23 protein-coding genes and 1 pseudogene are annotated in these 24243 nt (G+C 66.8%); 7 read left to right on the top strand and 17 right to left on the bottom strand.

Going from position 1 to position 24243, the window contains the following annotated elements; translation table 11 throughout:
• Positions 1 to 303, bottom strand: a pseudogene (locus DT074_RS24725) (hypothetical protein); the annotation flags it as partial.
• A 3-nt stretch (positions 304 to 306) separates the two neighbouring features.
• Positions 307 to 873 (bottom strand): phage connector family protein, encoded by a 567-nt coding sequence (locus DT074_RS24720; protein ID WP_119422537.1) that lies wholly within the window; start codon positions 871 to 873, stop codon positions 307 to 309.
• Here DT074_RS24720 and DT074_RS24715 point away from each other — a divergent pair.
• Positions 872 to 1525, top strand: coding sequence for a transglutaminase-like cysteine peptidase (locus DT074_RS24715; protein WP_162915190.1), 654 nt, complete (start codon positions 872 to 874; stop codon positions 1523 to 1525). The genes DT074_RS24720 and DT074_RS24715 overlap by 2 nt on opposite strands.
• Positions 1526 to 1536: 11 nt before the next feature.
• On the opposite strand, the gene DT074_RS24710 is transcribed toward DT074_RS24715, so the two are convergent.
• Together DT074_RS24710 and DT074_RS24705 are read right to left on the bottom strand one after the other, a co-directional pair.
• Positions 1537 to 2625: a lipid A deacylase LpxR family protein gene (locus DT074_RS24710; RefSeq protein ID WP_119422535.1), complete on the bottom strand. Its 1089-nt coding sequence runs from the start codon at positions 2623 to 2625 to the stop codon at positions 1537 to 1539.
• A 68-nt stretch (positions 2626 to 2693) separates the two neighbouring features.
• Positions 2694 to 3080, bottom strand: coding sequence for a hypothetical protein (locus tag DT074_RS24705; protein ID WP_162915189.1), 387 nt, complete (start codon positions 3078 to 3080; stop codon positions 2694 to 2696).
• A 242-nt stretch (positions 3081 to 3322) separates the two neighbouring features.
• On the opposite strand from DT074_RS24705, the gene DT074_RS24700 reads away from it, so the two are divergent.
• The gene (locus DT074_RS24700) at positions 3323 to 3931 is read left to right on the top strand and encodes an XRE family transcriptional regulator (protein WP_119422533.1); all 609 of its coding nucleotides are present in this window, start codon (positions 3323 to 3325) and stop codon (positions 3929 to 3931) included.
• Positions 3932 to 3938: 7 nt separating this feature from the next.
• On the opposite strand, the gene epmA is transcribed toward DT074_RS24700, so the two are convergent.
• Complete coding sequence (gene epmA, locus DT074_RS24695) at positions 3939 to 4988, bottom strand: EF-P lysine aminoacylase EpmA (RefSeq protein WP_119422532.1); 1050 nt, start codon at positions 4986 to 4988, stop codon at positions 3939 to 3941.
• 88 nt (positions 4989 to 5076) lie between these two features.
• On the opposite strand from epmA, the gene efp reads away from it, so the two are divergent.
• Positions 5077 to 5643 carry an elongation factor P gene (efp, locus tag DT074_RS24690; protein WP_119422531.1) on the top strand — a complete coding sequence of 189 codons (567 nt, stop codon included), beginning with the start codon at positions 5077 to 5079 and terminating at the stop codon, positions 5641 to 5643.
• An 18-nt stretch (positions 5644 to 5661) separates the two neighbouring features.
• On the opposite strand, the gene DT074_RS24685 is transcribed toward efp, so the two are convergent.
• The 5 genes from DT074_RS24685 to DT074_RS24660 form a co-directional block, all read right to left on the bottom strand.
• A complete protein-coding gene (locus DT074_RS24685; protein ID WP_119422530.1) occupies positions 5662 to 6573 on the bottom strand; it encodes a DMT family transporter in 912 nt (303 codons plus the stop codon).
• 136 nt (positions 6574 to 6709) lie between these two features.
• Entirely contained in the window at positions 6710 to 7870 is a 1161-nt protein-coding gene (locus DT074_RS24680; RefSeq protein ID WP_119422529.1) for an ABC transporter substrate-binding protein, read from the bottom strand.
• Positions 7871 to 7958: 88 nt separating this feature from the next.
• A complete protein-coding gene (locus DT074_RS24675) occupies positions 7959 to 8861 on the bottom strand; it encodes an alpha/beta hydrolase (protein ID WP_162915188.1) in 903 nt (300 codons plus the stop codon).
• A gap of 109 nt (positions 8862 to 8970) precedes the next feature.
• Positions 8971 to 10137, bottom strand: a complete 1167-nt coding sequence (locus DT074_RS24670; RefSeq protein ID WP_119422527.1) for an ABC transporter substrate-binding protein — start codon at positions 10135 to 10137, stop codon at positions 8971 to 8973.
• A gap of 327 nt (positions 10138 to 10464) precedes the next feature.
• Positions 10465 to 11631: an ABC transporter substrate-binding protein gene (locus DT074_RS24660; protein WP_119422525.1), complete on the bottom strand. Its 1167-nt coding sequence runs from the start codon at positions 11629 to 11631 to the stop codon at positions 10465 to 10467.
• Between the two features lie 910 nt (positions 11632 to 12541).
• On the opposite strand from DT074_RS24660, the gene DT074_RS24655 reads away from it, so the two are divergent.
• The 3 genes from DT074_RS24655 to DT074_RS24645 all read left to right on the top strand — a co-directional run bounded on the left by DT074_RS24655 (position 12542) and on the right by DT074_RS24645 (position 16599).
• Positions 12542 to 13015: a mobile mystery protein A gene (locus DT074_RS24655; RefSeq protein ID WP_119422524.1), complete on the top strand. Its 474-nt coding sequence runs from the start codon at positions 12542 to 12544 to the stop codon at positions 13013 to 13015.
• A 98-nt stretch (positions 13016 to 13113) separates the two neighbouring features.
• Positions 13114 to 16290 carry a type ISP restriction/modification enzyme gene (locus DT074_RS24650; RefSeq protein ID WP_119422523.1) on the top strand — a complete coding sequence of 1059 codons (3177 nt, stop codon included), beginning with the start codon at positions 13114 to 13116 and terminating at the stop codon, positions 16288 to 16290.
• A gap of 6 nt (positions 16291 to 16296) precedes the next feature.
• Positions 16297 to 16599 (top strand): hypothetical protein, encoded by a 303-nt coding sequence (locus tag DT074_RS24645; RefSeq protein WP_119422522.1) that lies wholly within the window; start codon positions 16297 to 16299, stop codon positions 16597 to 16599.
• A 134-nt stretch (positions 16600 to 16733) separates the two neighbouring features.
• Here the strand turns inward: DT074_RS24645 and DT074_RS24640 are convergent, their stop codons facing one another.
• Complete coding sequence (locus DT074_RS24640; protein WP_119422521.1) at positions 16734 to 17720, bottom strand: hypothetical protein; 987 nt, start codon at positions 17718 to 17720, stop codon at positions 16734 to 16736.
• A gap of 50 nt (positions 17721 to 17770) precedes the next feature.
• Positions 17771 to 18406, bottom strand: a complete 636-nt coding sequence (locus DT074_RS24635; RefSeq protein WP_162915187.1) for a PadR family transcriptional regulator — start codon at positions 18404 to 18406, stop codon at positions 17771 to 17773.
• 190 nt (positions 18407 to 18596) lie between these two features.
• Here DT074_RS24635 and DT074_RS24630 point away from each other — a divergent pair, with 190 nt between their 5' ends.
• Positions 18597 to 20462, top strand: coding sequence for an AMP-dependent synthetase/ligase (locus tag DT074_RS24630; RefSeq protein ID WP_119422519.1), 1866 nt, complete (start codon positions 18597 to 18599; stop codon positions 20460 to 20462).
• Positions 20463 to 20508: 46 nt separating this feature from the next.
• Here DT074_RS24630 and DT074_RS28275 read toward each other — a convergent pair whose 3' ends face one another.
• From DT074_RS28275 to DT074_RS24605, 5 genes are all read right to left on the bottom strand, one after another.
• Positions 20509 to 21207 (bottom strand): peptidoglycan-binding domain-containing protein, encoded by a 699-nt coding sequence (locus DT074_RS28275; protein ID WP_162915186.1) that lies wholly within the window; start codon positions 21205 to 21207, stop codon positions 20509 to 20511.
• 112 nt (positions 21208 to 21319) lie between these two features.
• Complete coding sequence (locus tag DT074_RS24620; RefSeq protein ID WP_119422518.1) at positions 21320 to 21796, bottom strand: cupin domain-containing protein; 477 nt, start codon at positions 21794 to 21796, stop codon at positions 21320 to 21322.
• Between the two features lie 78 nt (positions 21797 to 21874).
• Entirely contained in the window at positions 21875 to 22729 is an 855-nt protein-coding gene (locus DT074_RS24615; protein ID WP_162915185.1) for a DMT family transporter, read from the bottom strand.
• A 128-nt stretch (positions 22730 to 22857) separates the two neighbouring features.
• A complete protein-coding gene (locus tag DT074_RS24610; protein WP_119422516.1) occupies positions 22858 to 23751 on the bottom strand; it encodes a peptidoglycan-binding domain-containing protein in 894 nt (297 codons plus the stop codon).
• A gap of 77 nt (positions 23752 to 23828) precedes the next feature.
• Positions 23829 to 24243, bottom strand: a 415-nt coding sequence (locus DT074_RS24605) for a peptidoglycan-binding domain-containing protein (RefSeq protein WP_162915184.1), incomplete at its 5' end; no start/stop codon positions are given.

Raw genomic sequence — 24243 nt, 5'->3', positions numbered from 1 at the left:
ATCGAGCAAGGTGGCGGCGAAGCCGGAGACGAGCAGGGACGGCGCCGCGCCGGCGATCGCCACCGGCGCGCCGGCAAGGTCGAAGCCGAGCAGGTGCCCGGCGCGCGCGGGCACAGCCGGGAGCGTCGCCGGCGCGCCGCTCTCGCCCTTCGGCAGGTGCAGCGCGCGGCCGGCCGCCTCGTCCAGCTCCTGCGCGATCAGCGTGAGCCGATCGAGCGCCCTCTCGTGGCTCTCCGACGGAAACGGAAGAGGAGACCATTCCCCGGCGTTGAACGAAGCGAGAAGAGGCGCGCTCTTTGCCATGGCTCAGCGCCTCGCATCCAGCCAGTCGCGCGCGACCAGGCCGTCCGGCGTACCCTCCTGCGCATCGACCCGGCGCGCCTCGGCCAGCTTCGCCTGGTACATCGACCAGGCCTGGGCGCCCAGCGAGGTCGAACCGGTGAGGCGATAGGCGAGATCGGCGGCGAGACGGCCGGCGATCGCCTCGCCCATCAGCGGATCGAACAGCCCGGTGTCGTCGAGGCTGGCGAGATAGAGCACCCTGAGCGGCGGCCCGATATCGCTGACCACGCGCCGCCCCTCCACGCGCCAATCGGCGAAGCCCTCGTTCTCGACCCGCCAGAGCCGAAGACAATCCGAAGGCAGCTCGTAGGCGAAGGCGGCACCCCAGGCCGGTGCCTCGGCCAGCGCCGGCAGAGCGGCGCGGCGCATCGCCGCGTTCCACGGATAGGCGCGCAGCACCGCGTCGCGTACGGCGGCATAGTTCCGATTACACAATCGCCCCGCCTCGGTATTGTCGGCGAGCGAGAGAATCGGGTCGGCGCCGAGGATGTCGAGCGCGCGATTGCATATCTGCACGGCCGAGAGGCTCATGGCATCGTACTCCCTGCGGTTGGTCGGAGCTCTGTGGGTTCTGCTGGTTCCGCTGCTGCTGGCATGGGCGCCGGGCGCCGCGGCGCAGCCCAGCCCCAGCTTCTTCGGCACCACCGAAACGCGGCGCGAAGGCCTGACCCCGTTCAAGAAGTGGACGCGCGTGCTGGAGCAGCACGCCTTCGACGAGACGGAGGTGCCGAATATCTGCCGGCGCGCCGGCGATCGCCCCTGCCCGTGGTGGGAGTGGCGGCGCTTTCTCGATCAGATCAAGGGACGCGAGGGCCTGGCCCGGCTCGATGCCATCAACCGCTTCATGAACCGGTACCGCTACGTCTCGGACCTGGCCAATTGGGGCATCGAGGATTACTGGGAAACGCCGAACGAATTCCTCAATCGCGACGGCGATTGCGAGGATTTCGCCATCGCCAAATACAAATCGCTACGCGCGCTGGGCTTCGGCGACGACCAGCTGCGCATCGTGGTGCTGCACGATCTGAACCTGCGCATTGCACATGCCGTGCTGGTGGTGCTGGAAGGCGGCAAGGCCTGGGTTCTGGACAACCAGATCGACCAGGTGATCGATGCCGAGCGCATCCGTCACTACCGTCCCTACTACTCGATCAACGCTTCCGCCTACTGGCTGCACCGCTAGAACCGCCTGCCCTAGAACCGGGTCGAGATGCTGATGGCACCGAATTTGTCGGCTCGGTTCTGCCCGTCGAACTCTTTGGTGCGGAAGACGTGTGTGTAGGCTAGGCGCACGTCGTCGATGACGACGGCGAAGCCGAGCTGCAGGTCGCCGACGAAAGGCTTGCTGTCCACATCAGGGCTGTCGCGGAACGTATTGCCGTCGAGGAACATGTTGCGCGCCACTGCGCGACCGTCGACGCCAGCGAAGAGATACCAGCCGAAGCGGCTGTCGGTCGGCTTGAAGAAGCCGGAGCCGGGCAGGCTCGGCTCGACGCGCGGCGGGCCGAAATCGTCCGGCAGATTCTGGCCGAAGCGCAGGGTCACGCCGCCATTGACGTAGTCGAACACATTGCCGATCGCGAGCCCGGCATGCGGCGTGGCATCGAAGCCGAGCCCCATGAACAGCGGACCGGAGACCAGCGCGCGCCAGTTCGACTGCCAGGTGAGCTGCAGGGTCGGCTCGTTCTTGAGCTGCTGGTCCCAGCCGCGCGGCTTGTTGAAGCTCCGCGCGTCATGCACGAATTTCTGCGTCTGCTCGGCCAGCGATGCCGGCCCGACGATGCCGATGCCGAGCGACATCTGGTCGAGCCGCCGTCCCGTCTCCGCCACCACGCCGACATTGAAGTAGGCCCAGCCGGCATAGGGACGGTCTGCGGGATCGGGAATGCGACGCGCGGTATCCGTCGGCGTGAACATGCTCTGGCCCAGCGCGAACTCGACGCGGATATCCTGCGCCTCGGCGAACATCGGCAGCAGCCGCGCCGCATCCTTGACCACGCCGGGCTCGCGGCCGAGGGGTGTCAGCCAGGACAGCCGAACGCCGTTGGTGTAGTGCCGGTCGGTGTCCACGAAGAGATCGTTCTCGACCACCAGCGACAAGGTGCCGAGCTCGTCGTGTGGAACCGTCGCGGCGGCCCGGTCCTGGGGCGTCGGCTGATCTTGCGTCGCCGGCTCGTCCGGCTTCGCCGGGCGCTCCTGCGCCGCGGCCGCGTTCGCGGCGCACGATATGCCGATCGCCAGGAACAGCGCGGCGAGGGGAAATGGGCGTTCTGCGATCAGCATTGCGTTTGGCTATCGATCGAATGCGGCAGCTTGGCGGCAGCCACCTAAAGCAGAAGCAACCGAATGGTTCACGCCGCCTGCGCCAGCGTGCGCCATCCTGCCATGGTGGCGTAGAGCTCGAGCCCTTCCACCACATACGCCGCGGCGCGGCCATGGCGCCAGCGGCGCGCGGAGTCGATCTCGCGCAGGCTCAGCCCGTCGACCACACAGTCGATCACCACCTCCAGGATCGGCGGACCGCCGGCCTTGTGCCGCTCCGACAGCGTCGCGGCCCAGGGCCGGAAGCGGTCGCCATAGGCGATGGCCGCGGCTTCCGTCATGTCGCGCGGGCGCCCGCCGCGGATCGCCTCCTGCCGCGGACGGGCGAACAGGCCCGCCGTCAGGGCCACGAAGACCCGCTCGATCTCGGCCGCCGCCGACAAATGTTCGAGGGCCAGGCTCCCGGCTTCATGCAAGGCCTTCAAGCTGCAGCGGCGGGCTCGGCGCATGTTGCGCCGCGTGGCGGGGCCCCAATCGGCTGGATTCTGCCCGGCAGCCGGATTTGCTTTCTGGGATCGGCTCATCTTTCTCACAGTAAGATCTTCCTCTGTGACTTCTCCGATTATGACGTATTATACAAAAAAATGATCCCCGCCGTCAAGTGCTTTTTGCATCTGGCGGTCTTGCCAAACGTTTGCGCGGCTCGCAATAGTGGGGCATGACAAAGCAAGGCGATTGGCCCAACCGGCTCCGCGCCTTCCGCAAGCGCGCGGGGCTCACCCTTGAGAAGGTCGCGCAGAAGCTCGACCTCTCGATCAGCCAGATCTCGCGCCTGGAGCGCGGCCAGAGCGACCTTACCGGCGAACGGCTGAAGCAGTTCGCGGAGATCTATGGTTGCCAGCCGGCGGACATCCTGGGCTCGATCCCGCGCCAGGTGCCGCTGGTCGGCTATATCGGCGCGGGCGCGGAAGTCTATCCGTTCGACGATTCGCTGATGGGTGGCGGCCTGGAAGAGGTCGAGGCACCGCCGGGCTATGCCGATGCGATGGTGGCGGTGCGCGTGCGCGGCGATTCGATGTTCCCGGTCTACCGTGACGGTGACCTGATCTACTATTCGCGCGATGCCGATTTCCACGAGAGCGAGTGTCTCGGCGCCGAGTGCGTGGTGAAGGTGGTCGAAGGGCCGACCTTGGTTAAGACGGTAATGCGCGGCAGCTCGAACGGGCTCTTCTCGCTGCTGTCCTACAACGCGCCGCCGATTGCCGATCGCCGCATTGAATGGGCGGCGCCGGTGCTCTGGGTCGACAAGCGCCGCCGCATGCGCTGAGGCGCCGCTACGGCGACGCCACCGGCGCCCACAGCACGTCCTCGATCCGGTCGGCGCCTGCCGCCAGCATCACCATGCGGTCGAAGCCGAGCGCGATGCCGGCCGAAGCCGGCATGCCGTGCGCCAGCGCGGCGACGAAATCCTCGTCGATCGGATAGGCAAAGCCGTAGTGCCGGCGCTTCGCGGCCTGATCGGCTTCGAACCGCGCGCGCTGAACCTTCGCGTCGGTCAGCTCCCCGAAGGCATTGGCAAGCTCGAGCCCGCAGGCATAGACCTCGAAGCGCTCGGCGAAGCGCGGATCATCGGCCTTGGGCCGCGCCAGTGCCGCCATCGAGATCGGATAATCCTTGACGACGGTCGGATGCGGGCTGCCGAGCCTCGGCTCGATGCGCTCGAGAAACACGCGAAAGAACAGATCCTCGAACGTGTCCTGCTCGGCCCGCCGCACGCCGATGCGGTCGACGGCCTGCGCCATGGCGGCGCGATCGGCGTCGCCATCGGCGGACAGGATCGGATCGAGATGGATCCCGGCCAAGCGCGCGAAGGCTTCCACCACCGTGATCACCTCGATCCGCGACGGGTCGGCCTGCCGCCCGCGGAAGCGCAAGCGCCCGGTTCCGGCCGCGGCCGCGCAGGCAAGCAGGGCCCGGGTCTCTTCGATCAGATCCGTATAGGCGGCCCCTGGGCGGTACCATTCCAGCATGGCGAATTCGGGATGGTGGGTGTCGGCGCGCTCGCCGTTTCGCCACACCCGCGCCAGCTGCCAGATCGGTCCGGCGCCGGCGACCAGCAGCTTTTTCATGGCGAATTCGGGCGAGGTGTGCAGATGCAGGGTGCGGGCCGCGCCGTCCGGCCCTTCCAGGACGGTCGCGAAGGCCTTGAGATGCGGTTCCATGCCGGGCGAGACTTGCAGGGCCGGAGTCTCCACCTCGCTATACCCCTGTTGCGCGAAGAACTGACGTGTCGCCGCCAGAATTCGCCCGCGAGCCGCAAGAAACGGCTGGCGGCGCGCGAATTCCGCCGGGTGCCACCAGGGGATCGTTCGTGCCTCGGGCATGGGCCACCAATCTGATCTCGGGCGTGACATCGGCGCATCAGGCACCTACATTCCGCGCCGACTTCGATACCCCCAGGAATACGAGCAGATGAAGGTCAACGCGAGCGCGCTGCGCGCCGGCAATGTCATCGACCAGGACGGCAAGCTTTATGTCGTGGTCAAGGGCCAGAACGTCACCCCCGGCAAGGGCGGCACTTTCATGCAGGCGGAGCTGCGCGATATCCGCACCGGCATCAAGCGCGACGAGCGCTTCCGCTCGACCGAGCAGGTGGAGCGCGTCAGCCTGGAGGATCGCGAGTATCAGTTCCTGTATCGCGACGGCGAACAGCTGACTTTCATGGACACCGAGAGCTACGACCAGGTCAGCGTCAACCAGGACGTGGTCGGCGATGTCCACGTCTTCCTGCAGGAAGGCATGAAGTGCAACGTGCGCTCCTTCGAGGGCACGCCGCTGGTCGTCGAGCTGCCGCAGACCTGTGTGATGGAGATCATCGACACCGAGCCCGCCTCGAAGGGGCAGACCGCGTCCTCGTCCTATAAGCCCGCCAAACTCGAAAACGGCGTCCGCGTCATGGTGCCGCCGCACATAGCCCCGGGCACCAAGATCGTCGTCAGCATCGCCGACAACACCTATCTCGAACGCGCGAAGAGCTGAGCCTGCGGGCTCGAGAATTCAGGCGTCGCGCGCCCGCACCGTTTCCCGGTGCAGGATGTAGAGGCCGGAGCCCACCACGATCAGAGAGCCGGCGACGGTCGCCCAGCCCGGCAGCTCGCCGAAGATCACGAAGCCGAAGCCGGTGGCCCATAGGATCGCCATGTAGTCGAACGGCGCCACCACGGCGATCGGCGCCAGCTGATAGGCCCGCGTGATCAACAAGTGGCCGATGCCGCCGAGCAGGCCGATCAGCACCAGCAGCGCCGCGTCGGTGCCGCTCGGCGTGACCCAGACGGCGGGCAGAAAGGCGCCGAACACCACCGTCGCCCCGATGGTGAAATAGAACACGATGGTGCCGGAGCGCTCGGTCTCCGACAGCTTGCGCACCAGGATGATGCCGAAGGAATAGAGCAGCGTCCCCAGCACGGCGACGAGGGCCGCGAATTCCACCGTGCTGGCGCCGGGCCGCACCATCAGCAGCACGCCGACGAATCCGACGGCAACGGCGCTCCAGCGACGGATGCCGACCCGCTCGCCCAGCAGCCAGACCGACATCGCCGTCATGCAGAGCGGCGCGGCGAAGCCGATCGCCACCACGTCGGCGAGCGGCATGTGACCGAACGCCCAGAAGAAGCAGTAGAGCGCACCGGCCCCGACGGTCGCACGCAGGAGATGCCCGCCCGGCCGCCGGGTTTTCAGCAGATCCAGCCCGCCATTGCGCCACAGGAAGAAGGCGAGCGGGACGAAGGCGAAGAGCGACCGGCAGAAGATGATCTGCACCGTCGGATAGCGCGCCGACAGCCACTTCACCGTCATGTCCATGATGCTGAACACGGTGACGGCGGCGATCTTCAGCACGATGCCGCGCCGGATCGCGACGCGATCTCCGGCCTGGGCGACCAGGGACGGCGGGGAGGAAACGACGGTCACGGGATGCCGCGCGGCGACAGGGGCGAGAGTTCTCGCAGGCCGGGCGGGGCGGCGCAAGCGCGGTTCGCGAATGCCGGCGATGTGCCGGCACGATGCCCTCCCCCGGCGCGTCCGGAGGAGGGCTTGCGTCAGACATTCAGAACGCGAGCGGCTCGGTCACACGGGTCCAGCGGCCGTTCTTCACCACCGCCAGGAAGGACGAATTGGCGCCCTGGCGGATATTGGGCCCGAAATTGATCTCCGGCCCGTTGAAGATATCGCGGTAGCCGCGCACCGACTCCATGGCCTTGACGAAGGAATCGGTGGTCAGGTTCGGCCCCGCGCGGTCGAGTGCGGTGACCGTCAGATCGGCCGCGACATGGCCGTAGACCGCGCCGATATTCGGGTCGATCTTGTACGTCGCCTTGTACTTCTCCAGGAAGCCGCGGATCAGCGCGCTCTGGCTGTCGGGATAGGGCATCTCGGTCAGGCCCATGGCGTAGAGCCCGTCCATGCCTTGCGCGCTGCCCACCACGAAGTCGTAGGAGGCGGCCGAGCCGACGAAGTCGACATTCCAGCCCATCTTCCGCGCCGTGGTGTAGGGCACGATGGTGTCGCGGACGATGGTGCCCAGCATGATGACGTCACAGCCCGCGCCGCGCAGCTTGGTGATCGGGGCGGTGAAGTCCTGGTCGGTCGGCTTGTGCGCCGTCACCTCGGCGAGCTTGATGCCGAGCTTCCTGGTCTGCAGCTCGGCACCTTCCAGGATCTCCTTGCCGAAATCGGTGTCCTGGTACATCACGCACACGGCCTTCTTGCCCTGCGTCTTCACGAAGTAGTCGATCGCCGAGCGGATCTGGTCGACGTAGGACGCCGCGCCATAGAATTTGAGCCGGTGGAACGGCTCGTACATCGAGCGCGCGGCGGAAAGCGGGAACAGGTTCGGCACGCCCGCCGCCAGCTGATCCTTGAAGCAGGCGTTGTTCATCGGGGTGCCGAGCGGCGCCACGAAGGCGAACACCTTGTCGCGGTTGATCAGCTTGTTGCAGGCCTGCACCGCCTTCGGCACCTGATAGGCCTGGTCCTCGACGATCAGCCTGATCTTGCGGCCGTGAATGCCGCCCGAGGCGTTGACTTCGTCGAACCGCATCCTGACGGCATTTGAGGACGACACGCCGTAGGTGGCGGCCGGCCCCGACAGGTCGGTATGCATGCCGAGCAGGATCTCACCCTTGGAAACGCCGCGCGTCTGCGCCTCAGCGCCGACGACGGCCGCGACCGCGAGCGCGGCCGCACCGAGCCAGACAATACGTCCCATGTTCCAGACCTCCCGTTATGTGAGCTCCCGGCTGGATCCGGTGCTCTGGGAGAGATATTAGCAAATGCCGCAAGCCGCCGCATCTCGGTCACCGCGGCGGGGTTGGCAGATGCGCGTCGAGGAAGCCGGCGACAGCGCTGGTCCAGCCGGCCCGATCCGCCCGCAAGAGGCCGAAATGCCCGGCCTTGGGCAGCAGCGTCAGCTGTTTCGGGCCGGGCAGCGCCGCCACGACGTTGCGGATCTCATCCTCCGTCACCGTCGGATCGGCGCCGCCCTTGATGACGAGGGTCGGCAGATCGAACGAGCGCGCGAAGTCGACCGGGCGGAAGGCGAAGGGATCGAGGCCGACGAACAGCCCGCCATACAGAAGCACGGCCCAAGTCGCCGGATAGGCAGGCATGCCCAGCGCGCGGAACCGGTTGGCGACGGCATGTTCCAAGGTGTCGAACGGCACTTCCAGGATCGCCGCCGCCGCCGGCAGCGGCCGCAGGGTCGCCGCGCGCAGGATGGCAACAGCGCCCATCGAGGTACCGAACAGCACCAGCGGCCGGCCGGCGGCGATGGTGGCGGCCGTGTCGAGGACGCGAAGGACGTCGTCTGCCTCGCGCCAGCCGATCGTCGTCACCTCGCCGTCGGAGCCACCGGACGCACGGAAATCGGCGAGCAGCACGGCGAGGCCGAGCGCACGCAGCGCTCGCGCCTCCTCCAACAAGGCAGACTTCATCGCCGCATGGCCGTGGAACATCACCGCGAGGCCACGGGCCGAGGGCAAGGGCAGGTGCCAAAGCTCCAGCACGCCAACCGCGCCGGGCACACGGAGCGTCTCGTAGGCGAAGCCGAAGGCGGCCGGCGTCGTGTGGTTGGCGGTCTTGGGCGGCAGCCAGTGCTGCGGGCCCCAAGGCGCGGGCGGCGCGACATGCGTCGCCGCATAGACCAGGAAGGCGCCGATCAGGTTGGCCGCGAAGCCGAGCGCCGCGAGCACGCCGATCATGTGCCACAGCCAGCGGCGGGTCGGCGACCGCCGGCGCTTCGAATCGGAACGGGAAGAGAGCGGCGTTCCCCGCATCGTCATGACGAATGCGGGGAACGCCGGCGAGCGATCAGAAGCTGAGCGGCTCGGTCACCCGCTGCCACTTGCCGCCCTTGACCTGGGCGAGGAACGAGGAGTTCGCGCCCTGGCGGATGTTGGGGCCGAAATTGACTTCGGGGCCGTTGAAGATGTCGCGGTAGCCCTTCACCGATTCCATGCCCTTGACGAAGCTGTCGACCGTCAGGCTCGGGCCGGCGCGGTCGAGCGCCGTCACCGTCAGGTCGGCGGCCACATAGCCGTAGACCGCGCCGATATTCGGATCGATCTTGTAGGCCGCCTTGTACTTCTCGACGAAGCCGCGGACCAACGCGTTCGGGCTGTCGGCATAGGGCATCTCGGTCAGGCCCATGGCGTAGAAGCCCTCGGTGACGCCGCCCTGCACGGCGCCGACGACCAGGTCATAGGCCGCCGCGGAGCCGAGGAAGTCGACATCGGTCCAGCCCATCTTGCGGGCCGTCGCGTAGGGCACGATCGAATCGCGCACGATGGTGCCCATGGCGACCAGGTCGCAGCCGGCCTGGCGCAGCTTGGTGATCGGCGCGGTGAAGTCCTGGTCGGTCGGCTTGTGGCCGGTCGCCTCCACCAGCTTCACCCCGAGCTTCTTGGTCTGCAGCTGGGCGCCTTCCAGGATCTCCTTGCCGAAATCGGTGTCCTGGTACATCACGCACACGGCCTTCTTGCCGCGGTTCTTCACGAAGTAGTCGATGCCGGAGCGGATCTGGTCGACATAGGACGCCGCGCCGTAGAACTTGACCGGCACATAGGGCTCGTACATCGAGCGCGCGGCGGAGAGCGGGAACAGGTTCGGCACGTTGGCCGCGAACTGGTCCTTGAAGCAGGCATTGTTCATCGGGGTGCCGAGCGGCGCCACGAAGGCGAACACCTTGTCGCGGTTGATCAGCTTGTTGCAGGCCTGCACCGCCTTCGGCACCTGATAGGCCTGGTCCTCGACGATCAGCTTGATCTTGCGGCCATGGATGCCGCCCGAGGCGTTGACCTCGTCGAACCGCATGCGCACCGCATTCGAGGACGACACGCCGTAGGTGGCGGCGGGCCCCGACAGGTCGGTATGCATGCCGAGCAGGATTTCCCCCTTGGAGACGCCGCGCGATTGCGCCAGCGCACTTCCGGCCGCCAGACACGCCACGGCCGCACCAATCCAGACAGAACGTCTCATGCTCCAATCCTCCCTTGTATGAGCGTCCGGTTGGATGGACGGCGCTCGAGGGGGAAGGTAGCAGGGCAAATCAAAACCCGCACGCGCGGAAACGGCGCTTCCGCGACGATTGATCGGCGGGGTAGTCTCCGCCGATGGACGCCAACGCCACCTGCATCGCCTGCGGCGCGCCGCTCAAATGCGAGCCGGCGGGCGATTGCTGGTGCAAGCAGGAGCCCGTGCAGCTCCCGATGCCCGGCCCCAATGATCCGGCCGGATGCTACTGCCCGGCCTGCCTGAAGGCGCGGGCTGCGGCCGCCGAAGCGGAAGCAGCCCGGCCTTAGGCCTTCAGAAGCCGAGCGGCTCGGTCAGCGGCACCCACTTGCCGCCCTTCGACACCACCAGGAAGGCCTGGTGCGAGCCAAGATGCTTCTCGGCGCTGAAGCTGAGCTCCGGCCCGCCGAAACGGTCGCGGAAGCCCTGGATCGATTCCATCGCCTTGACGAAGCTGTCGACGGTCAGGTTCGGCCCCGCCTTGTCGAGCGCCGCAACGGTGAGATCGGCCGCGGTATAGCCGTAGACCGCGCCCATATTCGGCATCTGGCCGAACCGCTCCTTGTACTGGGCCACGAAGTCGCGCATCGCGGCGTTCGGGCTGTCGGCATAGGGCATCTCGGCGAGGCCCATGGTGTAGAGCCCCTCGGTGCCCTGCGCCGCGGCGACGAACACGTCATAAGTGGCGGAGGAGCCGAGGAAATCCACCTCGTTCCAGCCCATCTTGCGCGCCGTCGCATACGGCACGATGGAATCGCGCACGATGGTGCCGAGCACGACGAGATCGCAATTCGCCGCGCGCAGCTTGGTGATCGGGGCGGAGAAATCCTGGTCGGTCGGCTTGTGCGTCGTCGTCTCGACGATCTTCAGGCCGAGCTGCTTCGCCTGCAGCTCGACGCCCTCGAACACCTCCTTGCCGAAATCGGTGTCCTGATACATCACGCAGACGGCCTTCTTGCCCTTCTGCTTGACCATGTAGTTCACGCCGGCGCGCACCTGGTCGACATAGGAGGCATTGGCCTGGAACTTGAGCTTGTGCAGCGGCTCGTACATCGAACGCGCGGCGGTGATCGGGAACAGGCTCAGCACGTTGGCCGAGAGCTGGCTCTGGAAGCAGGCATTGTTCATCGGCGTGCCGATGGCGACGATGAAGCCGAACACCTTGTCGCGATTGATCAGCTTGTTGCAGGCCTGCACCGCCTTGGGCACCTGGTACTGGGCGTCTTCCAGGATCAGCTTGATCTTGCGGCCGTGGATGCCGCCGGCGGCATTGACCGCGTCGAACCGCATGCGCGCACCGTTGGTCGACGACACGCCATAGGTGGCGGCCGGGCCGGACAGATCGGTATGCGAGCCGAGCAGGATTTCGGATTTGGTGACGCCGCGGGTCTGGCCGACCGCGACGGATGACATGAGGCCGGCGGCGACGAGGCCCGCCGCGGCCAACGCGAATTTACGCATGTTTCCTCCCAAAGGACTCCTGACTGACGCTCACCACGCGAAACCACGCGACGCAACGCCACTCCGGGGGCGATTATATAATTGATCGGGCGATAACGCCACGTGGGGCGTGGCGCGGACGGGTGCGTGCGGCGCATCTGTTCCTCGACCTCGATCCAGCTCGAAGCCGAAGAGGCGGCACGTCTGTTCCGCGGCACGTCTGTTCCGCCTCTTCAGATCGTCGTACCCGGGCTTGACCCGGGTACCCACGGCCCGCCGCCGCGCCAACGGAAGGGCGGTTGGAACGCGGCGCGCCTGTTCCGCGGCGTATCTGTTCCGCGGCACACCTGTTCCCCGGAGCGTCTGTTCCGCAAAGCGTCTCCGGCGGCGCGCCGGCGCTGGCGGCAGATTTGTTCCCCGGCGTATCTGTTCCCGGCGCATCCGTTCCGCGGCGTGTCTGTCCCGGCGTATCTCTTTCGCGGCGCATCCGTTCCGCCCAGACAAGACGCCGGCCCGCGCCCATGCGGCGCGTGTGTTCCGCACGGCGTATCCGTTCCGCAGCCCGGTTCCGCAACTGGCCGCCGGCCCGCGAAGTGTCGAAGGGAATGCCGTTCAAGCCGGCCGGAATGAACATAGCGCCTCTGAGACGAAATCACCGCGCATGATGCCACAAATTTCTGTTTCACACAATATCATTGGACGTGCCGGGCAGGGTTAGGGTCTCCGGTCCAGCGGTCCGTCCCTCGCCTCGAAGGCGGAACGAAGCAAGCAGAGGAATGAACGTTCCATTATTGGAACGATCTGGATATGCCCTTCGCCGAGCCGACTGACCGGAAAAACTCGATAATGCAAAAGTTATTGTCGACGCCGAATCCGATAATATATAAGTTATCACCATTCTCGAGAATCCAACGGACCGCAGGTTGCCGCCTTGCCCCCTCACGACACCTCCCTCCGCAGCCTGGACACCCGGCTGCTGCCTCTGCGGCCTGCTGAGCAATGGGCCCCGCCGCCCCGCGGCTGGATCCGCGCGATCCGCGACGCGCTCGGCATGACGACCGCGCAACTGGCCCGCCGGCTCCGCGTGTCGCAGCCGCGCATCGTCGCGCTGGAGAAGGCGGAGGCGCAGGGCGCCGCCTCGCTCGACACGCTCGCCAAGGCCGCGCGTGCCCTGGACTGCACGCTGGTCTACGCGCTGGTGCCCAATCGCCCGCTACAGCAGATGGTTCACGCCCGGGCCGAAGCGGTGGCGGCGGCGCATTTGCGCGCCGCGCGGCATTCCATGCTGCTGGAAGACCAAAGCACGGACGAAGCAACCGAGCGCGCGCAGTACGAAGCGGTGATTGAGGAGCTACTGCGAGGTCGGCCGGCGCGCCTATGGGACGAGTCCGCGAGCGAGCCCTGATCCGCTCGGGTCGCGAGACGAAGCGGCAACGGCCCGCGTCGAGAGCGCGTAGGCCCACGCTTCGTGACTTGAACGGCGACTCGCGGTAGCAAGAGCACATGCCTGCAACCGATCTCCTGCAGAACTACGCCCGGCGAATCCGAGAGCTTCGTCGGGCGAATGCGGATGTACCCGAGACGGCGCTCGCCCCAGAATTTCAGCGGTTGCTGGATGGATTGATTGCCGAGATTGCCATCGGCCCGGCGCCCACAGTTGTGCCGGAATTTCGAAATCCGGGAGTCGGAAGGCCAGATATCGCGCTTGTGCGCGCCGGTGCACCGCCTCGTGCATTCGTCGAGCTCAAGGCACCGACGAAGTCCACCGATCCGACCCGTTGGCGCGATCACGACCGGCGCCAGTTCGATCGATTCAAGGAACTACCTTGCTGGGCAATCTCCAATTTCGTCGAGTTTCGACTGTTCCTCCGCGACGACGAGCAGGGCAGCGCTGTCGTCGTGCCGGAGCAGAGCCTACGGCCCGATCGAAGCGACGCCCGCGCCGATCGCGCCATCACCGAACATGATCCAGCGCCGTTTCTGCGTTTGCTGGGGCTGCTCCTTGCCGGCGCAGGACAGGAACCTGCCGCTCGCAACGCTGAACACCTCGCGACGCTGATGGCGCACTCCGCCCGCCTCGTGCGCGGCATCGTGCGTGACCGGCTTAACCAGCTTCGAGAAGAGCAAAACACCCGCCACGCGATCCTGGAAGTGCGGCAAGAATTTCGTGACGTCCTCTACGCCCATCCCGAGGCGGGCGGATATCCGGACCGGGATTTCGACGATCTCTTCTCCGCCGCCTTCGCCCAGACTCTCGCCTTCGGTCTCCTGCTGGTACGCGAAGCCACCAACACATCCGTGGGTCCGGACGCCTGGCGTCACATGCCGGAAGAGCACCCGTTGATGCGGACGGCCCTCCGCGTGTTGAGCCTTGATGAGGTCGTTCAGGACATCGGCATCGGCTTCGACGTGATCTGCGATACTGTCAACAGCTTCCCGCCGGAGATCCTGCTCGCGGCTCCGGGCGGCCGCGACCCCATCCTCTACTTCTATGAGGATTTCCTTCAGACCTTCGATCCGGAAGCGCGCGAGCGCTATGGCGTCTACTACACGCCAATCGAAGTGGTGCGATACATGGTCGGCGCCCTCGACCGGGCGCTGAGAGATCAGCTTCGCTGTCGAGGGCTGCGTGATCCGGATGTCACAATCCTCGATCCGGCCGCCGGAACGGGCACGTTCCTGCTGGGTATTGCGGAACGCGTGCGGAGCCAGACGGAGGCTGAGAACGGCGAGGGCATGGCCGCGCTCGCCTTACAGAACCTAGCCGGACGCATGTACGGGTTGGAGCTGCTGGTCGGTCCGTACGCAGTGGCTCACTATCGTCTCCACCACGCACTGCGCAGGCCATCCACCCCACCGCTTCGGCTTCCCAGGCTTGGCGTCTACCTCGCCGACACTCTCGCCGAACCGAACGCCGCGGCACCGATCGGGCCGCTGGGGTTCGTATCCGAGGGAATTGCAGATGAACGGCGCGAGGCCAACCGGATCAAGGCGCAACAGCCGATCCTGGCGATCATCGGCAATCCTCCCTATCGCAGGCTTGAGGAAGGAGAGAACCACACGCTTGTCGGCGACTGGCTCGACGGCATCTGGGATGATCTCAAAGCGCCCGTTCGGAATGCGGGCCAAGGCGGCCTGCTCAATACATTTCCCGAGCTTTCCGTCGCCTTCTGGCGTTGGGCGATCTGGAAGCTGTTCGAGGCAGAGAACGCACCGCGGCGCGGCGTAATCGCCTTCATCTCAAATCGGAAATATCTGACTGGCTGGCCATATGCCGGCCTTCGACAAATGATGCGTGAAAGGTTCGATCGGATTGAGATCGTTGATCTGCGAGGCGATGTAAGGCGCGGGGAGCGAGCCGACGTTCGACACGATCAAGGCGTATTCAATATCCAGGTCGGCACGGCAATTACACTGGCAGTCGCCGACGGCAGCAAAGCACCAAACTCGCTCGCTGAGGTGCATTACCTCGACAGCTGGGCTCAAGATTTGACTTCGCGGCGCGCAAAGTTGGAATGGCTGTCGGAAGGATCGACTGGAGGGCGGTTGCAGGGCGGATTGCCTATCGCACGTGGACCGCTCGAAGACATGCGCCCCCACGCGTTTCAAAATGGCGAATTAGTCAGCCTTTCGGACTGCTTTTCATTCTCCTCTTCGGGCCTTGAAAGCAAACGAGACCATTTGGTCTATGCAGCATCTCAAGCTGGCCTTGAGCAACAAGTTGGTCGGTTTCTCCGAAGTGGGGCAGGTGCTCGCGATCGGCTATTCAACTCGACGCAGATGAAACCAGCACATCGCGCGCAAGCGGTAGGCTGGGATGCTGGCCTTGTACGAATGGTCGGGTATAGGCCGCTTGATCGCAGGTGGCACTATTCTCACGATGCATGGAATGATCGCCCGCGTCCGGCACTACGCCAAGTTTGGGGCGGAGAGAATGTTTGTCTTTTCTCTTTGCCAAGCGGAACCAGCGCTGGTCCGGCGGTATGGTGCTATGGCAATTTCCCCGACCGACATGCTTTCCGCGGAAGCTACGGCGGTTACGCATTTCCACTTTACGATCGGCGGCCCGATATCAATGCCACCAACATCTCGCCGGCCCTCTTGCAGGGGATAAGTGCTGCCTACGGCGAAACGGTATCAGCAGAGAACATCTTCGATGCCATTCTCTGCTTGCTATCCTCGCAATCCTACTCGCTCCGATTCGCGGAAGATCTTGAGGACGTATTTCCCCACGTTCCATTCCCGGCACGTCTCGGGGACTTCCGCGAGGCCGCGCGGATCGGGCGCGAAATGCGGGCCATTGAAACGTTTGCGCGCGAAGCCGCTACGGCCTATCGCCAGCGGAACTTTGTTCGTGTCGACACAGAGCCCCGCGGCACTCTCGCAGCCGTCGACTATGCCGATGGCGAGATCACCCTGTGCGATGACGGCAGCGGACGGATTACTGGCCTGCCGTTTGCGGTATGGTCATTTTCGGTCAGCGGCTATCGCGTAGTGCCGCGCTGGCTCGAGGCGCGCATCGGGCTGTCCGTCGATCTCGGCCTTGTCAGCGAGTTTCGCGACATTTGCTCTCGGGTCGCGGAGTTGATTGATCTCTTCGCCGAGGCCGATATCGTTCTGGAGGCGACTCTGCGCGATTCGCTGACCCGAGAGGCTTTGGGGTTCGGCCGCCCGGAATAAGAGTGAATGACGGACTCAACTGATCTTTTTGGAAACGCCCCCACGCAAGGTAGCCTGTTTGGCGCCGGCGAGAACCGGATGCGCGCCCCGGACCGGCAGTTGACCCCTGATCCGGAAGTGGTGCGCCAGCGCCTTCGTTCGCTACTGGAAAAGGCCAAGACTGCGAACAAGATGCCGTGGTCGGAGCGGCACGCACGGATGTGGCAGACCGTCTTCCCGAACATGGCGAAGTGGCTGCCGCCGGACGAGGCTAATCAACTGCGCTTTGAGTTCGCCCGAGAGATGGAGCGCCTCACCAAAGCAGTCTGATTGCCGCAGGGACTCCCTCTGAAAATTCCGCCTTCAATGCTTGGTGGAGCGAAGGTGGCGCAATCACTCGATGGATCGTCGACGCTATCAAAGTGATGCCACGCGGCACAGGACGCTTTTTGCCGACGCAACCTCTACCCCTCCCCCACCCCCGTCAGAAACCGAAAGCTCTCCCCCTCCCGCCGACACGCGATGCTGACCGTGCGCGCGAGCGCCCAGGCCGGCGCGCTGGGCTGGAGGCGGAGGCGGTGGCCATCGGTCATGTGGAAGCGGCCGTCCACCGCGACATGGCCGTCGATCGCGGCGGTGAAGCCGCCATCGGCGTCGAAGCGCAAGGCGATGCCGGCGGCGGAGGCCGCGTCGGGCGATTTGCGGATCGAGCGCACGGTGAGCCGGCCGTCGGCGAGGCGGCCCTGGATCACCTCCGGCTCCGGCCCGTCGGAGAGGATGACGACGCGGCCATCCGCCTCGGCCCGCACGATGCGATAGCTGATCTCCGCCCCGGCGCGGGCGAAGCGCCAGGCGGCGCCGGCCACCGCGCGCTCCGGCATGTCGAGCGGATCGGCGGTCACCGAGCCGGCGCGGATCAGGCCGAGCGCGTGGCTCTGCGTATAGAGGCCGTTGAGGCCGATGAAATGCGGCATGGCGAGCGCGACCGGCATGGTGCGCTCGTGCCCGTCGATCCAGACGCGCGTATCGGGCGCGGCCAGCGCGCTGGCGCCGCGCCATTGCAGCGGCAGATAGTCGTGGCCGGCATGGGCGCCCGGATCGGTGAGGCCGCCGCGCACCGGGTTCGGCGGCGTGGCGGCGCGAAAGTCGAGGCCGATCGGCTGGCCGGTCGGCATGCGGAAGTTGAGCCGCACGCGCGGGCGATTGCCATCGAGGCCTTCCTGCGCCTCGATCCCCTCGGTGCAGCGGATCTGCGTGTTGTCGTGCCGGGTCAGGATGACGCGGGCCTCGGGCGCGCGGCCGGGCCGGCGGCGCAGCATCGCCTCCACCGCGGCGAAGCGCGGATCGCCGGCGAAATAGGCGATGACGTGCAGGTCGTCCTGCATATAGGCGAGGTCGAAGGGCTGGACCACGCCCTGCGGCAGCGCCAGACCTTCCCCGGGAATCGCCATCTCGCTTCCCCTTTCTTCAGGGCCTTTCTTCCGGCCCCTTTCGCCAGGCTCTACTGCCCGCGGATCTCCCGCGCGGCGCGCAACAGGATCTCGATGATGCGTTTCTGCTCTTCCGGCCCGGCGCCGGATTTCTCCGCCAGCGCGCGTTTGAGGTTGCGCCGCGCCTCGCGGAACGGGGCCATGCCGGCATCCTCGCCATGGGCGAAGAAGTCGCGCGCCCGCGCCATCCGCTCGCCGGTGCGGGCGAGCTCGGCCAGCATGGCGTCGACGCTGGCGCGGTTGGCGGCGAGATGCGCCTCGCCCTCTTGTGTGATGCGATAGAGCTTCTTGGCACCTTCCGCCGTGGCCTCGGCGTGGCCGGTCTCTTCCAGGTAGGTCAGCGCCGGATAGATCATCCCGGGGCTCGGCGCATAGAAGCCGTGGGAGTGCTCCTCCAGCGCCTTCATGATCTCGTAGCCGTGGCGCGGCCGGTCGGCGAGCAGCGCCAGCACGATCAGCTGCAGGTCGCCGGCGCCGAACATGCGGCTGGCGCGGAAGCCGCGGCCGCCCAGGCCCGGCATCCCGGCCTCGCCCATCAGGCCGGCGGCGAGCAGGTGGCGCAGGCCGTGCCGGGCGCCCGGCCCGCGGGGCCCGCCGCAATCGCGGCCGCGATGCCGGTGGCCGAAAGCTGCTGCAAAGGGGTTCATGCGGAGGGTCGTTCCCATCGTTTGTGTCATCTGATGTATCTTACGATATATCTCATGAGCACCACGGTCAAGCTCCGGGCCTGGCTCTAGGCAGCTTCCGCGCTTTCGGCTATCACCAGCGTGAACGACGGATTAACCGGCTTTAAGCCGGCGCAGGCCGCGACGAAGGCTCAGGGAGGAGCAAGGCCGCATGAACATCCAGGTGAAATCCGCCCCCAATGCCGCGGACGCCCCTTGGGGCCGGTTCGAGGTCGAGGGCCAGGACACGGTGCCGAAGCTGTTCTGGCACCAGGTCAATGCCCGCGCGGCCAAGACCGCGTTCCGCGAGAAGACGCTCGGCATCTGGCGCGCCACCACCTGGACCGAATACGGCGAGCGGGCCAAGGCGACCGGCCTCGGCCTGGTCGCGCTCGGCCTGCAGAAGGGCGATGTCGTCTCCATCCTGGCCGAGACGATTCCGGAATGGCTCTACGCCGATATGGGCACGATGGGCGCCGGCGGCGTCACCAACGGCATCTACCCGACCGATTCGGCGAAGCAGGTCGACTACATCCTGAACGACAGCCGCTCGAAGTTCCTGTTCGTCGAGGACGAGGAGCAGCTCGACAAGTATCTCGACGTGCGCGACCGCGTGCCGAACCTGGCCAAGGTGATCGTGTTCGACATGGAGGGCCTGGTCGACTTCCAGGACCCGATGGTGATGTCGTTCGAGGAGCTGCTGGCGCTCGGCCGCGCGCATGACAAGGTGCATCCGCAGGAATGGGAGCGGATGATCGCGGCGTCGGCACCGGAGGAGCTCGCCATCCTGGTCTATACCTCGGGCACGACCGGCCCGCCCAAGGGCGCGATGCTGTCCCATCGCAACATCATCTTCCAGCTGGTCAACGCCGATTCCTTCATCCCGATCGTGCCGGAGGGCGAGCAGCTCGCCTTCCTGCCGCTCTGCCATGTGGCGGAGCGCACCTTCACCGCGTTCCTGCCGCTGCGCTCCGGCGCCATCGCCAATTTCGCTGAGAGCATCGACACCGTGCCGGAGAACATCCGCGAAGTGTCGCCGCATACCTATTTCGCCGTGCCGCGCATCTGGGAGCGGTTCTATTCCGGCATCGCCATCCGCATGAAGGAGGCGACCTGGGTCGGCCGCGCCGCCTATCAATGGGCGATCGGCACCGGCATGAAGGTGGCGGAGGCGAGGCTCGAAGGCCGCGAGCCGGGCGCCGGGTTGAAGCTCGCCTACTGGCTCGCCGATGCGCTGGTGCTGGACAACATCAAGCGCGCGCTCGGCCTGCACCGGGTGAAGTTCGCCGGCACCGGTGCGGCGCCGATCTCGCCCGACCTGATCAAGTGGTACCGCGCGCTCGGCATCGACATGCGGGAGGTCTACGGCCAGACCGAGAATTGCGGCCTGGCCACCGGCATGCCGGACAAGATCAAGCTCGGCACCGTCGGCGTCGCCGCGCCGCAGACGGAGGTGAAGATCTCCCCCGAAGGCGAGATCCTGCTGAAGGGCCCGCATGTCTTCATGGGCTATCTGAACCAGCCGCAGAAGACGGCGGAGACCATCGTGGACGGCTGGCTCCACACCGGCGATGTCGGCTATGTCGACAACGAAGGCTATGTGAAGATCACCGACCGGATGAAGGACATCATCATCACGGCGGGCGGCAAGAACATCACGCCGAGCGAGTTCGAGAACCAGCTGAAGTTCAGCCCTTACGTCTCCGACGCGGTGGTGATCGGCGACAAGCGCAAGTTCCTGTCCTGCCTGGTGATGATCGACTACGACAACGTGGCGAAATACGCCCAGGACCTGAACGTGCCGTTCACCGATTTCGCCTCGCTCTGCCGCACCCGCGAGGTGCAGGCGCTGATCGAGGAAGAGATCGAGAAGGTGAACAAGAACTTCGCCCGCGTCGAGACGATCAAGAAGTTCCGCCTGATCGAGCAGCAGCTGACGGCGGAGGACGACGAGGTGACGCCGACGATGAAGCTGAAGCGCAAGTTCGTCAGCGAGAAGTACAAGCCCCTGATCGACGAGATGTACGTCGAGGCTTAAGCCCCGCGAAGCGCCCGCGGCAATCGCGGGCGCTTCGCGGCCGGCATCACGCGCCGCGAGCGCCTCCGTGGCGCGATCTCCATTGCAGCGTGTCCGGATCGATGCCCAGCGCGGAGATCGTCTCCGGGGTCAACCGGCCGGTGCCGCTCAGGCTTCGGCTGTTCTGGAAGGCGACCAGGGCGTCCTGGCTGCGCGGCCCCCAGACGCCGTCGACACTCGCCTTGTAATAGCCGCCTTCGGCCAGCTTCTGCTGCACCTGGCGCACGCTGTCGGGCTGCAGGTGGCGACCGGTCAGAATATGCGCACCCGGCCCCGGCCCGGCGGCCGGCGCCATACCGGCCATGGGGTGGTGCGTCGCCTGGTGGTCCATCATGCGCGGCCCGCGCAGCAGCGCCACGTCGGTCAGGCGGCCATTGCCCATGACGATGCTGCCGAGGCCCATGGCCCGCAACGTCTCCTGGTCCAGCTTGCCGACGGCGAGGCCGTTGGCGCGCTGGAATTCCTGCACCGCCGCTTCGGTCGCGACGTTCCAGGAGCCGCTCGGCCCGCCCTCGTAGAATTTCAGCTGCTGCAGCCGGATCTGCACGGTGCGCACGTCGTCCGGGCCGGACAGCACGGCCGCGGAGGCCATATCCGTCGGCGCGGCGGTGGTGGCGGGAGGCGCCGTCGCGGCCCCCATCTGGCCGTCGGCACAGGCGGCGAGGAGAAGCGTGGTCGAGGCAATGAGAGACACGAGCAAGCGCATGGCTTCGCTCCCTGGTTGGTGCCCCACCGCGCGGACGCTGGCCCCCCGGTCCGCCGCCCCCATTGATCGGCGATAATCCGGCCGCGTCAAGCGGCACCGGCAGCGCCGCCGGTCAATAGGGCCGCCCGTCCTTGTGGGCGAACAGCCATTTCCCGTCGCCGCCGAGCACGGCCTGGATGTCATCCGCCGGATAATCGGCGGCATCGCCCGCCACCCGGTCGCCGATCTCCAGATAGAGCACATCGGCCGCGCCGCGGTTCACCAGCTGATGCGCGAAAGTGCCGGCGGGAAAGCCGGCGCACATGCCGGGGCGAAGCTCGGTCTCGCCGCTTTCCGTCACCAGGATCGCGGTGCCCTGCAGCACATAGACGAACTCGTCCTGCCGGGTATGGCGGTGCAACAGCGCGCTTTCGCCGCCCGGTTTGAGGCGCGTGAGATTGACGCCGAAATTCTTCAGGCCGAAGACGTCGCCGAGCTGGCGCTTCTCGCGCTTCAGCATGCGGGTGAAGAACGGCTCCGGATAGTTCGACGGCTTCGCCCGCGGCGCCACGTCCTCGGCCGACACGGCAAACGGCTTTGTCTCGCTCATTGCTGCCTCCCTCTTGCGGGAGAAAGCTAGCGATCATTCAGCCAGGCAGGCCATCTTGATACGACGGATCAACATGGCTCAGTGCTGCATCCGCGCGTGCTCCCACGAGACCAGCAGCACGCCGGCGAACACCACGGCGAAGCCGATCAGGTGCAGCGCCCGCGCCTCTTCGCCGAGCAGCACATAGGACAGGATCAGGGCCGAGGCCGGCATGACGCCCATGAAGCCGGCGGCCACCGAGCCTTCCGCCCTGGCGATGCCGGAATACCAGAGCCAGCTGCCGATCGCGAGCGTGCCGGCGCCGTACCACGCCACCGCGATCCAGGCGTGCGGCGGCACCTCCGCGATGGCAAAGTCCTGCCATTGCCAGAGGGCGAACGGCACGAACATTGGCAGCGAAACGGCCGCACCGAGGAAGGCGACCACCAGCGGATCGATCCGCTCCGTCGCCCGCTTGCCGACCAGGGTGTAGACCGCCTCGCAGCAGACGGCGCCGAAGACCAGTGCCGAGCCCAGCAGCAGATTGCCGCCTTCGCTTCCGCCGGACTGGTCGAGCTGCAGGACCGCGACGCCGATCACCGCCAGGGCAACCGCGGCGAGCTTGCGCCAGCTCGCGCTCTCGCCCGTGAACAAGATTGCTCCCGCCGCGGTGACCGCCGGCGCCGTGCTCATCACGATGGCGCCGGCGGCGCCCGGCACCATGCGCATGCCATAGAGCATCAGCGCCGAGAACCCGAACATGCCGAACAGCGCGATGACCACAACGTTGCGCCAGTCGCGCGCGGCGAGACGCGGCCCCCCGCGCCAGCGGCCGACCGCAAACGGCGCCAGCACCAGCGCGCCGATGCCGACGCGCAATGCCGAGCCGATGAAGGGCGGCATGGCGCCGGTGACAATCTTGCTGACGGGCGTGGCCGAGCCGAACGCCGCCATGCCGAGCGCCAGTCGCAGATAGACGGCGCCGTCAGACGCCGCCTCTGTCCGGTGGGAACTCGCTGGGGTTGGGTTCATCTGCGCGAAGCGGGCGGGCCGTGCTGCCCGCCCGCTCGAGACGTCAGGCTCTACTGCCGCGGTACCGAGGGGCCGAGACGCGGGCTCTCGCTGCCGACGCGTTCGCCGGTGGTGTTGCGGCTGCGCTGCCGGACGTTGCGATCGCCGGGCTGTCCGCTGGTCCAGCCGGCATCGCCCAGCTGCTGATAGTCGAGGTTCAGCGCATTGGCCGTGCGCGGGTCCATCAGGCCATCCGCCCGCAACTGATTCTGGGTCTGGAAATTGACCAGGGCCTGCCGGCTGCGCGGCCCCCAGACGCCATCGATGCCCGCGCGGTAATAGCCTTCGCCGGCAAGCCGGCTTTGAATCGCACGTACATTGCCGGCGCTGAGGTTGCGCGGCGCGATCGCCGCCGCCGCGCTCATGCCGGCCGCCGGCGCGATGTCCTGCGGCTGCTGTTGGCGCTGCGCGGTACCGGCATTGCGGTTGGCGGTGGTGTCGGCGGTAGCGCCGCCGGATGTGCCCGGGGTTGCGGTTCCCGGCGTGCTCCTATTGCGGTCGTCCGTGGTCATGGAACCGGTCGTGCCGGGGCTGGTTGCCGCCATCCGGTCCTGATTCGATGCCGTGCCGGCACGGCCGGCCGAGGCTTCACGCAGCGAGTTACGCGTCGATTCGTCGACCCGGCCGGTCGCGCTCAGCCCGCGCTGGGTCTGATAGCGCTCGACCGCCGTCTGGGTTTCCGGCCCCCAGACGCCGTCGATCGGGCCGTCGTAAAGGCCCAGACTCTTCAGTTGCTGCTGGGTCTCGCGCACATCGGCGCGCGGTGCCGGTTGCGCCGCCGCCTGTTGCGCGGCGGTGGACGGGGTGGCGGTGGACGATCTGCCGAACATGCCGCTGTCGGAACAGCCGGCAACGAGTACCGACCCGACCAGGGCGGTGGAAGCGAACAACAGGGAAAGGCGCATGGTTTCCTCCCGCGCGGAGACGTCCCCTCGCGAAAGTCAACGTCAGGCCGGGCAAAAGGATGCGCGCCGGCCGGCTGCTAGCGACGCGGCGCGATCCGGCCGGGCATCGTTTCCAGCGCCGGACTCGGCTGCACCCCGCCGGAGGTGGTGCCGGCCGGGCCGATGCGCTGCAATCCGCCGGGCCGGGCGCCGGCGCCGAGCCGTTGCATGTCGAGCCCGAGCGCCTGGGCCGTGGCAGCATCGATCCGACCATCGGCCGACAGATTGTTCATGGCCTGGAAGTCGCTGAGCGCCCGGCGGCTCAGCGGACCCCAGATGCCGTCGATCTGGCCGGCATAGAGGCCGCGGTCGCGCAGCCGCTGCTGTATTTCGCGCACGTCCGCGGGCGCGAGCGAGCCAGGCGCCAGCGACCCGCCAGCAACGCCAACCGTCGCGCCCGGCACCGGCGGCAGCGCGCCGGCCGCCCCGCGGCCGCCATCGACCACGGCGCCG

The sequence above is a fragment of the Desertibaculum subflavum genome (genome assembly GCA_003576705.1).
In the GTDB taxonomy this organism is placed as follows: Bacteria; Pseudomonadota; Alphaproteobacteria; order Ferrovibrionales; family Ferrovibrionaceae; genus Desertibaculum; species Desertibaculum subflavum.
The sequence above is the reverse complement of the archived record's forward strand: the minus strand, read 5'-3'. Positions and strand labels throughout refer to the sequence as shown.

Excerpts from the sequence above, each read along its gene's own strand:
- DT074_RS24715 (WP_162915190.1), top strand. The coding sequence starts at position 872 with ATGGCATCGTACTCCCTGCGGTTGGTCGGAGCTCTGTGGGTTCTGCTG.
- DT074_RS24720 (WP_119422537.1), bottom strand. The coding sequence starts at position 873 with ATGAGCCTCTCGGCCGTGCAGATATGCAATCGCGCGCTCGACATCCTC.
- DT074_RS24710 (WP_119422535.1), bottom strand. The coding sequence starts at position 2,625 with ATGCTGATCGCAGAACGCCCATTTCCCCTCGCCGCGCTGTTCCTGGCG.
- DT074_RS24700 (WP_119422533.1), top strand. The coding sequence starts at position 3,323 with ATGACAAAGCAAGGCGATTGGCCCAACCGGCTCCGCGCCTTCCGCAAG.
- epmA (WP_119422532.1), bottom strand. The coding sequence starts at position 4,988 with ATGCCCGAGGCACGAACGATCCCCTGGTGGCACCCGGCGGAATTCGCG.
- efp (WP_119422531.1), top strand. The coding sequence starts at position 5,077 with ATGAAGGTCAACGCGAGCGCGCTGCGCGCCGGCAATGTCATCGACCAG.
- DT074_RS24680 (WP_119422529.1), bottom strand. The coding sequence starts at position 7,870 with ATGGGACGTATTGTCTGGCTCGGTGCGGCCGCGCTCGCGGTCGCGGCC.
- DT074_RS24675 (WP_162915188.1), bottom strand. The coding sequence starts at position 8,861 with ATGATCGGCGTGCTCGCGGCGCTCGGCTTCGCGGCCAACCTGATCGGC.
- DT074_RS24670 (WP_119422527.1), bottom strand. The coding sequence starts at position 10,137 with ATGAGACGTTCTGTCTGGATTGGTGCGGCCGTGGCGTGTCTGGCGGCC.
- DT074_RS24660 (WP_119422525.1), bottom strand. The coding sequence starts at position 11,631 with ATGCGTAAATTCGCGTTGGCCGCGGCGGGCCTCGTCGCCGCCGGCCTC.
- DT074_RS24650 (WP_119422523.1), top strand. The coding sequence starts at position 13,114 with ATGCCTGCAACCGATCTCCTGCAGAACTACGCCCGGCGAATCCGAGAG.
- DT074_RS24645 (WP_119422522.1), top strand. The coding sequence starts at position 16,297 with ATGACGGACTCAACTGATCTTTTTGGAAACGCCCCCACGCAAGGTAGC.
- DT074_RS24640 (WP_119422521.1), bottom strand. The coding sequence starts at position 17,720 with ATGGCGATTCCCGGGGAAGGTCTGGCGCTGCCGCAGGGCGTGGTCCAG.
- DT074_RS24635 (WP_162915187.1), bottom strand. The coding sequence starts at position 18,406 with ATGAACCCCTTTGCAGCAGCTTTCGGCCACCGGCATCGCGGCCGCGAT.
- DT074_RS24630 (WP_119422519.1), top strand. The coding sequence starts at position 18,597 with ATGAACATCCAGGTGAAATCCGCCCCCAATGCCGCGGACGCCCCTTGG.
- DT074_RS28275 (WP_162915186.1), bottom strand. The coding sequence starts at position 21,207 with ATGCGCTTGCTCGTGTCTCTCATTGCCTCGACCACGCTTCTCCTCGCC.
- DT074_RS24620 (WP_119422518.1), bottom strand. The coding sequence starts at position 21,796 with ATGAGCGAGACAAAGCCGTTTGCCGTGTCGGCCGAGGACGTGGCGCCG.
- DT074_RS24615 (WP_162915185.1), bottom strand. The coding sequence starts at position 22,729 with ATGGCGGCGTTCGGCTCGGCCACGCCCGTCAGCAAGATTGTCACCGGC.
- DT074_RS24610 (WP_119422516.1), bottom strand. The coding sequence starts at position 23,751 with ATGCGCCTTTCCCTGTTGTTCGCTTCCACCGCCCTGGTCGGGTCGGTA.